Below are 7,798 nucleotides of genomic sequence, written 5' to 3'. Positions count from 1 at the left end.
TGGTACTGTTATATGATAAACTAGTACTAGTTAGCGAAAAACTAGTACTAGTTAGCGGTTAATGGGTACTCGTGTGATAGAAGTCAGTACCCGGTTTGGTTTGTGGTTGAGGGTTGAGCGTTTATCTATTAAAATCATTCCACTATTAAGCAACGCTCCCTATTCGGTGGTGTCAAAAATATCCTTAGGATGTACAGGAATAACCTCGTCACCGAAACGGCGAAAATCTCGGATATTAAAACTCAGAATATGACTTAAATCATGAACTTTCATAAAAGCTACTAAGCGGGCATCATGAACCTTTACCCCCTTCACTTCGTAGATCGTAACTAACTTTTCCCATTCTGAGTATATTTTATGAGTATCGGGGATAAAGACAAATAACCGCTTCAAACGATCAATTTCGGCTTTTGTTTGACTAAGAGTAAACCCCAAACCGTTATTCTTGGACGGACGAGTACAGACATTCCACAATTCAATCAAATTTTGAGGGGCAATAACTATAGCACTACGCATTAAAGTTAGGACATTTCTAAACTTAGAAACCTAGTCCTAGCTTACTTTTGACTTCTGACTTCTAACTTCTGACTTGCGCGTAGCGCTATACCTTTTCGCGACGGGCATTTAAGATATCAAGGGCGTTTACAGCCTCTAGGTGCATCGGGTCACTAAACGTAATCGTTCTCAGCAATATATTTGTATCTAAAAGGTAAGCCATCAAAACCGATCCGGATAAATACTTTCTCTACTCATCGCTTCATCACTAAGGACAGGAATATCTCGACTCTTATGACTGTCAACCCATGCCTGAAATTCTGCTGACCATTCCTCATGGGTTGACGTTTCATAAAATGAAGCCGAAGCTGAATCATCTTTTTCCTGATTTAGACGATTCAAAAGTGCATCCAAGTGGGGTTTAATCTCCCCAACAGAGCAAGAGGTTATCTTCGATAACATGCCAAGCACCTGCTCAATATCTTGAGCATAGGAGTTATTAAAATCCGAATACTGATGAGATATTTTACTCATTTTAACACCATGAATCAATACTTGAATTGCCTAGTTACTAATTAATAAATATTTTATCACATTTAATCGCGAAATTAAAATCAAAATACTTTTCAAATATCCCCCCTATACCCACATTATTATCCCTACTCCCTACTCCCTACTCCCTACTCCCTACTCCCTACTCCCTACTCCCTACTCCCTGATACCTAATGTAAAATTACATTACAAAATTGATTTTATCTCTAGATAAACCCCCAAACTACTCAATTTGATCAAAATGTAAAAAAATGTTGCAAATTTAAAAAATAACCCTTGACATTTACCGAGATATTAGTAATAATAAAAATGTCCGATATTTCGATAATATTTCTGGACAAAAAGCCGCGCTTTACACGTCAACCAAGAAGCGCGGCTTATGTCCTCAGTCACAAACTATGTGTGAGGTAATTCCATGATGCCAAAAAAACGCTCAAATGATCATCTGAATCATCTGATTCACTGCCAGCGAGCCCTAGACCGCCTTGCCCAAATTGCCAGGAGCCAATCCACAAGGGAACATGCCTATCCTCATCCCATCACCGAGCGAGAAGAAATCTTGATCTACCTATACAGCTACTGCCGACTATCCATGACCCCCCAGGAGTTTTACCGAAAATGGCAAGTTAATCAAGAAGACATCGGTAACATCTGCTGCCGCTCAAGTTACGCTGTAAACAGCTGGCTGGCCCAAGGTGCTCGCTATAAAACTCCCTCCTCCGATTCCTTGCATCATCTGGCCTTAATGGATTTTCTCTTAGAAAATTTTGAGGTCATTCCAAAGGAGTTACTGAATCAGCTTTGCTCTAAGGTTAAAGGTTATTAGAATTAAGAATGTAGAATTAAGAATGTAGAATTAAGAATGTAGAATTAAGAAGGGAGAAGGGAGAAGGGAGAATGTAGAATTAAGAATGTAGAATTGAGAAGGGAGAAGGGAGAAGGGAGAAGGGAGAAGGGAGAATTAAGAATGGATAATGTAGAATGAATGTAGGAGGTAGAAGCCAGAAGCCAGAAGCCAGAAGCCAGAAGCCAGAAGCCAAAAGGTAAGCATTCAGCCGTCAGCCGTCAGCCGTCAGCCATTGGCTGATAGCACCTCAAGTAGCACCTCAAGTAGTGCATTAGCTGATAGCTGATACGCGACACGCTGATAGCTGATAGCTGAATGCTTACGCCAAAAGCCAGCAGCCAGCAGTCAGCAGCCAGACTTCTAAATTCTTAATTCTCAATTCTTCATTCTTCATTCTTCATTCTTCATTCTTAATTCTTAATTCTTAATTCTCAATTCTTAATTCTCAATTCTTAATTCTTAATTCTTAATTCTTCATTCTTAATTCTAAATTATTCATGGGGAACTTTCCCTCGGCAGATTCGTCTAAACCGCTAAAGCTACGATATTCTAGACTCAGAGACTTTCCTGATCTGAGCCATCAATCTGGGATAAATGTATATATGAGTAGAGTTGGAATTAGCAGAGAACCCACGGAGTCCAGTTATGAAACGTTACAAAATTCTGTCCCTACTAGGGATAACAGCAGTATCGACAATCACTGCTAGTCAGGTTTTAGCTATGGAGACAGCTTCCTGGAACTTAATCACCGAACCTGACTCTAGTGAGAATAGTCTATTGGAGGATGTTTCATTCCTTAAATACACTATATTTGATACCGCTGCTGGTGCAAGAGAGCCCCAAGATCCAGATCCTAGACCGCCACGCTACGACATTCCACAATCGGGACTTCAGTAGAGTCCGCTTCAGCTAGAGATTGATCATATATAGCAGTTCTTAATTGGGTGAGTTACACAAGTTGTGGGTTAATGGGAGTCGGGAGTCGGGAGTCGGGAGTCGGGAAAAAATCTTTTGTATCTCATGACTGTGAGAACTGCTATATATTCCAGCTAATTTACTCTTGCTCCTCAATTCCCTCACAGAGTGTTCTGTCTTCTTTCTTGACGTTCAGATTATTTTTAAGATAATTACCAAGCTGATCACAACCACGCTTCAGTAAGTAATTCACATCGTTTGATTGACTGTAATCTAAATATTGACTGTAATCTAAATTCCAAATACTCACCCGATTCGCTGCGTTAATCGAGACTAGGGTTTCACCGTCTGGACTGAAATTCACAGACTCCACAGGTTCAGAACCCTCGCTTAACGTTCCGATTAAAAGTCCATTGGGGTTCCATAGTTTAACTGTTCCATCCGCACTAGCAGAAGCAATAATGTCTCGATTGGGGTGGAAACTAACATCATAAACAGTTTTTGTATGCCCTACTCCTTTTTTAGATGCGAATTGCTGCCAGGAGATGTCTTTACGACTCCAGATTACTATAGAACCACGGGCCGCACCTGCCACAATCCGCTTACCATCGGGGCTGAAACTAAGGGAGGACAACTTCCTATCCCCAGTCAGGGTAGTAATTAGAGTTCCGTTCTGGTTCCAGAGTTTCACCGTATTGTCATTACTAGCAGAGGCAATTAACTGACCATTGGGACTGAAAGTGACCCGATTAATGGCATCTGTATGTCCCGCTAAAGTACGTAGCAATTTCCCTTCCCTGCTCCAGAGTTTTACTGTGCTATCCTCACTAGCAGAGGCAATAATTTGGCTATCAGGACTGAAACTAACGCTATAAACTGGAGCGCTATGCCCCTCTAGAGTATGTAGCAGTTTCCCCTGGCGATTCCAGAGTTTCACCGTCTTGTCATCACTGGCGGTGGCAATTAACTGACCATCGGCACTGAAATCAACCCCATTCACAAAATCCTGATGTCCCTGGAGGGTGAGTTCCCGAATCTGCTTCTCCGGGTTCCAGAGTTTGACCGTGTTATCATCTCGACTACCAGAGGCAATTATCTCACCATCCGGGCTAAAACTAGCACCATAACCATAGACTGTATAGGTGGTAGGTTGGAAAACCTTAGGCCAGGTTTGGTCAAGACTCCAAAGTTTGACAGTGAAATCAACACTAGCTGAGGCTAGCATCTTACTGTCAGGAGTGAAACTAACCTGATTGACAATATCTTTATGACCAGGAAGGGTTGAAATTAGTGTACCCTTACCAGTCCAGAGTTGGATTTTTCCGTCACTACTCCCTGAAGCAATCCACTTACCATCCGGACTAAAGCTGACGCTGTTGATAGGATGATCATATCCTGGCAAGGTTTTCGCTAAGGTTCCATCACGGTTCCAAAGTTTAACGGTCCGATCATCACTAGCTGAAGCAATGGTCTGACTATCCGGGCTAAAAATTACACTCCAAACAGCCTTGTCATGCCCTTCTAGAGTTTTGATGAATGTACCATCACTACTCCAGAGTTTGACCGTTTTGTCCTTACTGGCGGAAGCAATTAACTCTCCGTCATTGCTAAAACTAACACTCAACACAGCATCCTTATGTCCTGTCAAGGTTTTGATCAAAGTCCCATCACGGTTCCAGAGTTTAATAGTTTTATCACTACTGGCTGACGCAATGGTCTGACCATCCGGGCTAAAACTTACCCACTTCACCCCCTTACCATGTCCTGTTAAGGTGTTAATTAAGGTGCCATCGCGATGCCAGAGTTTAATGGTTTTGTCTTTACTGGCAGAGGCAATGATTTGATTATCAGGGCTAAAACTAACGCACCACACTGTCTCCTGATGTCCTTTTAAGTCTTTAATCAATTTGCCATCACGACTCCACAGTTTGATGGTTTGATCAGAGCTAGCTGAGGCAATTAGCTGATTATCAGGACTGACACTGACACTCAAGACATTACCTTGATGTCCCTCTAAACGATGGTGTTCTTGGATTAAGTTGACTGCTTGCCAGAGGTTAGATACAGTCTCTTTTTCAAGGTCTGATTTTGCTATTTTAGAGTTTAATCGTTTCCCTGCCTTGATGATGCTTAAAAGGGCATCAAGCTGATTTTCATCTACAAGAAAAGAAAGCTTATATTTAGCGTTGAGTTTAGTAAGGATCGCCTCTCTTTCGTGGAATTTTGCCGATTGCCACAGCCCGATTGCAATCACCGCTAGTATAGTCATGGCTACGCTAAATCCCCCTAACCCCATCACCAACCGTTTCCGAAGCCGTTGTCGTGTCTCTCGCTCTTTTTCAAGTTCTGCTCTCATGTCAGCCCCTTGTCGTTGTCGAATGAAATCTACCAGATAATCATGGACTAATTGATAGCGATCGCTATAAATCTCTGGCAACAGCAGCACTAAGCCAGATTTCACAAAAATTTCCAACACTACATCTAATCGTTCTAGCTCTGTGTCTACATCAGCGGCCAAGGCTTTTAATTCTTTTTCCAAATCATGGCGAGTTTTGAGAGGGCGGGTGTTGTTTTCATCCGTTAGCAAGTACAACACTAATTCAGCGGCCCGTTTGTTATCAGCACCACAGGCTTCCACTACTTCTTCTAAGTATTGGTTGACTAATTCAGCTTTTGGGTTATGCCCTAGGTGTTGATACTGTTGTAGGGTGGTAATTTTGTTTCGTTCCAGTTGCGCCCCTACCACTTGCAACTCAATTGGTATAATCTCTCCTAATTCTTTCCCTAAATCCTCCACTAATTTATCAATCAGTGCTTGCTCTAAGGGAAACTGAGCTTGCTCCGTTAACCGTTGAAGATATAATTTGGCATCTGCTGGGGTAAGATTCCCCAAGTGAAACAGAATCCTCTTATCTAAAATATTATTATTAATAACCTCTAAATCGATTTTGAACTTATTAAATTCCAACAGGCAATGTAAATAATCCTCGCGCACAGACAAGATTACCTTCACAAAAGGAATATTCAGACAGTCTCGCAAAAAATAATAAAAACCTCGCCTCTGCTTGGGGTCTGAGCAAACTGCTAAAAACTCTTCAAACTGGTCAAAAATTAAAACAGTAAGCAAATTTTGCCTAGCATTTTTGCGCAACTGCTCAAGAATGAGGGCGGTTGAATCAAGCTTAGCAGGCACAGATGGTAAATGTACTCTCTTCTCCAGCGTGTTTGTTAAGGATTTGCCTAATTCTTGAATCCAATTACTATAAACTCGCTGCAAAACCGGTAATACCCGACGGGTATTAATGGTTTTGCGTTCTAATGCTGGTATTAATCCCGCCTCAATCATCGAACTTTTCCCCGCCCCGGACTGTCCATGAATCACAGTTAGTCTAGAGCCCACCTGTTCCATGCGCTCAATCAGGCGATTAACATGGCGTTCCCTGCCAGAAGCGGCAATTTCTGGCGCTATCCTTTCTGAACACTCAACTGTTGCTAAAACTGGGTTAGTTACCTGCTGCTTGGGCTGCAATCGACCAGCACCAATGAATGCCCGAAACCCAAACCGGCTCTCAATCCCCTGTTGGTCTTGTTTAATCTCAAAGGCAGTGAGATAGTCCCCTTGTTGGCAATAGGCCTGGTGTAATTCCCTCAGGATACCAATATAAAGTTCTGGATCATAGTGGGGTTTGGTTTCTGCTCTAGCGGTTTCCAAGTTATAAAGTGCTGCTTGTAATTGAGGAACATGTTTTTGCGATCGCATAGTCCCAAGCAGTGCTCGCCCCAAGGAAAATAAATACCAACCCTTGACAAAAGACTTTTCCCAGTCTAATAAAGCTTGTTGTTCTGGTGAGGGATTGACTATCTTAGCTGATGCCGTTGATTGCAGAAAAAGCGCTTTTTTGGAAGACTTTTGTGCTTTCTTAAAGGCTGATTTTGCTAGGGCTACTTCAGCCAAAAAGCCATAACCTCGTGCCATTCTGAACGGATCAGAATAGGTTTGATGGAGCGCCAAGGCTTTGTTGGCCACTTTCTCTAACTGCTCCCAATCTGACTGTCGCTGAAGTGCCTCTCCCCAAAAATTAATAAATTTGGCAGCTAAGTCTGGGCGATTAGCCTGCTCAAGAACCTCAACCGATTCCTGAAAATAAACTTTTGCTTGTTCACAAGCTTGTTCCTTCTCAGCTTGATGCCACTGTGCATAACCAGCCCACCACAAGCCTAAACAGAATAGTACATGTCCACGGCGTTCCAGGTTATCGGTTTGTTTCCACAGAGCTAAACTGCGCTCATAATGCTGTCGAGACTCTTCTTGACAATTATCAGCCACTCGACCCAGCACAAATTCCAAACTGGCTTCTAACTCTGGGGCTAAGGCCACTCCCCGCTTTTCCAGCTCCTGTCGTGCTGAGTGTAATTCCACATAGGATCCAGAGTCTTTGTTTAAATTCAGAGTACAACTGTGCACAAACTCAGTTTCACGGGAGGCTACCACCTTGGCAAACACCTGATCAGTGGTTTGCTCAATAAACTGAATTAATTGACCGCTGCTAATCACAAAATCAACACAGCTTGACCAACTGTGGAAATCTGGCACTGAGCGAATTAGCATTTGCAGCAACTTATCCGTCACCCACAACACCAGTGGAAACCGAAAGTTCCGAAACTCTTCCCGGATCTGGTTGGTTGCTGTCAGCACTTCCTCAATGCAACTTACTGAGTCTATCCCAGATACCATCAACGCCTCCGGCTGTTCCGGACCTAGCTCTTCCACAATAGTGGTATAGAGAGTTTTAACCGATTGCTTTAAGACCAGCTCCCTGATCGGAATAGAACATTGCTCCTGCAACTGCTCAATAATTTGTCTCCTCAATACCCCATAGTTACCAACCGCCAAAATCAAAGAAAATTCTCCCTGAGAAAACCTAATTAGTCGGATTAGTTCTCTCAAGGAATCTTGATTGTGATTTCCGGTTGTCTCTAGCATTATAA

The 7,798-nt window shown here is 42.6% G+C and carries 6 protein-coding genes; 2 read left to right on the top strand and 4 right to left on the bottom strand.

Annotated features, from left to right (window positions below; all coding sequences use genetic code 11):
- Window positions 1-159: 159 nt before the first annotated feature.
- Both F6J94_RS03835 and F6J94_RS03830 read right to left on the bottom strand, forming a co-directional pair.
- Window positions 160-516, bottom strand: coding sequence for a type II toxin-antitoxin system VapC family toxin (locus F6J94_RS03835; RefSeq protein ID WP_293037008.1), 357 nt, complete (start codon window positions 514-516; stop codon window positions 160-162).
- 201 nt (window positions 517-717) lie between these two features.
- Window positions 718-1,029: a hypothetical protein gene (locus F6J94_RS03830; protein WP_293037006.1), complete on the bottom strand. Its 312-nt coding sequence runs from the start codon at window positions 1,027-1,029 to the stop codon at window positions 718-720.
- Window positions 1,030-1,462: 433 nt separating this feature from the next.
- Here F6J94_RS03830 and F6J94_RS03825 point away from each other — a divergent pair, with 433 nt between their 5' ends.
- Both F6J94_RS03825 and F6J94_RS03820 read left to right on the top strand, forming a co-directional pair.
- A complete protein-coding gene (locus tag F6J94_RS03825; protein WP_293037004.1) occupies window positions 1,463-1,873 on the top strand; it encodes a hypothetical protein in 411 nt (136 codons plus the stop codon).
- Window positions 1,874-2,539: 666 nt separating this feature from the next.
- Complete coding sequence (locus tag F6J94_RS03820; protein ID WP_293037002.1) at window positions 2,540-2,791, top strand: hypothetical protein; 252 nt, start codon at window positions 2,540-2,542, stop codon at window positions 2,789-2,791.
- Window positions 2,792-2,830: 39 nt separating this feature from the next.
- Here F6J94_RS03820 and F6J94_RS03815 read toward each other — a convergent pair whose 3' ends face one another.
- Window positions 2,831-2,965, bottom strand: a complete 135-nt coding sequence (locus F6J94_RS03815; RefSeq protein WP_293022311.1) for a hypothetical protein — start codon at window positions 2,963-2,965, stop codon at window positions 2,831-2,833.
- Window positions 2,949-7,793 (bottom strand): sugar-binding protein, encoded by a 4,845-nt coding sequence (locus F6J94_RS03810; protein ID WP_293037000.1) that lies wholly within the window; start codon window positions 7,791-7,793, stop codon window positions 2,949-2,951. Before F6J94_RS03810 ends, F6J94_RS03815 begins: the two co-directional genes overlap by 17 nt.
- Window positions 7,794-7,798: the final 5 nt, after the last annotated feature.

Source organism: Moorena sp. SIO1F2 (assembly GCF_010672755.1).
Lineage (GTDB): Bacteria > Cyanobacteriota > Cyanobacteriia > Cyanobacteriales > Coleofasciculaceae > Moorena.
This window is presented reverse-complemented; position numbering and strand designations above follow the sequence as displayed.

Excerpts from the sequence above, each read along its gene's own strand:
- F6J94_RS03835 (WP_293037008.1), bottom strand. The coding sequence starts at position 516 with ATGCGTAGTGCTATAGTTATTGCCCCTCAAAATTTGATTGAATTGTGG.
- F6J94_RS03830 (WP_293037006.1), bottom strand. The coding sequence starts at position 1,029 with ATGAGTAAAATATCTCATCAGTATTCGGATTTTAATAACTCCTATGCT.
- F6J94_RS03825 (WP_293037004.1), top strand. The coding sequence starts at position 1,463 with ATGATGCCAAAAAAACGCTCAAATGATCATCTGAATCATCTGATTCAC.
- F6J94_RS03820 (WP_293037002.1), top strand. The coding sequence starts at position 2,540 with ATGAAACGTTACAAAATTCTGTCCCTACTAGGGATAACAGCAGTATCG.
- F6J94_RS03810 (WP_293037000.1), bottom strand. The coding sequence starts at position 7,793 with ATGCTAGAGACAACCGGAAATCACAATCAAGATTCCTTGAGAGAACTA.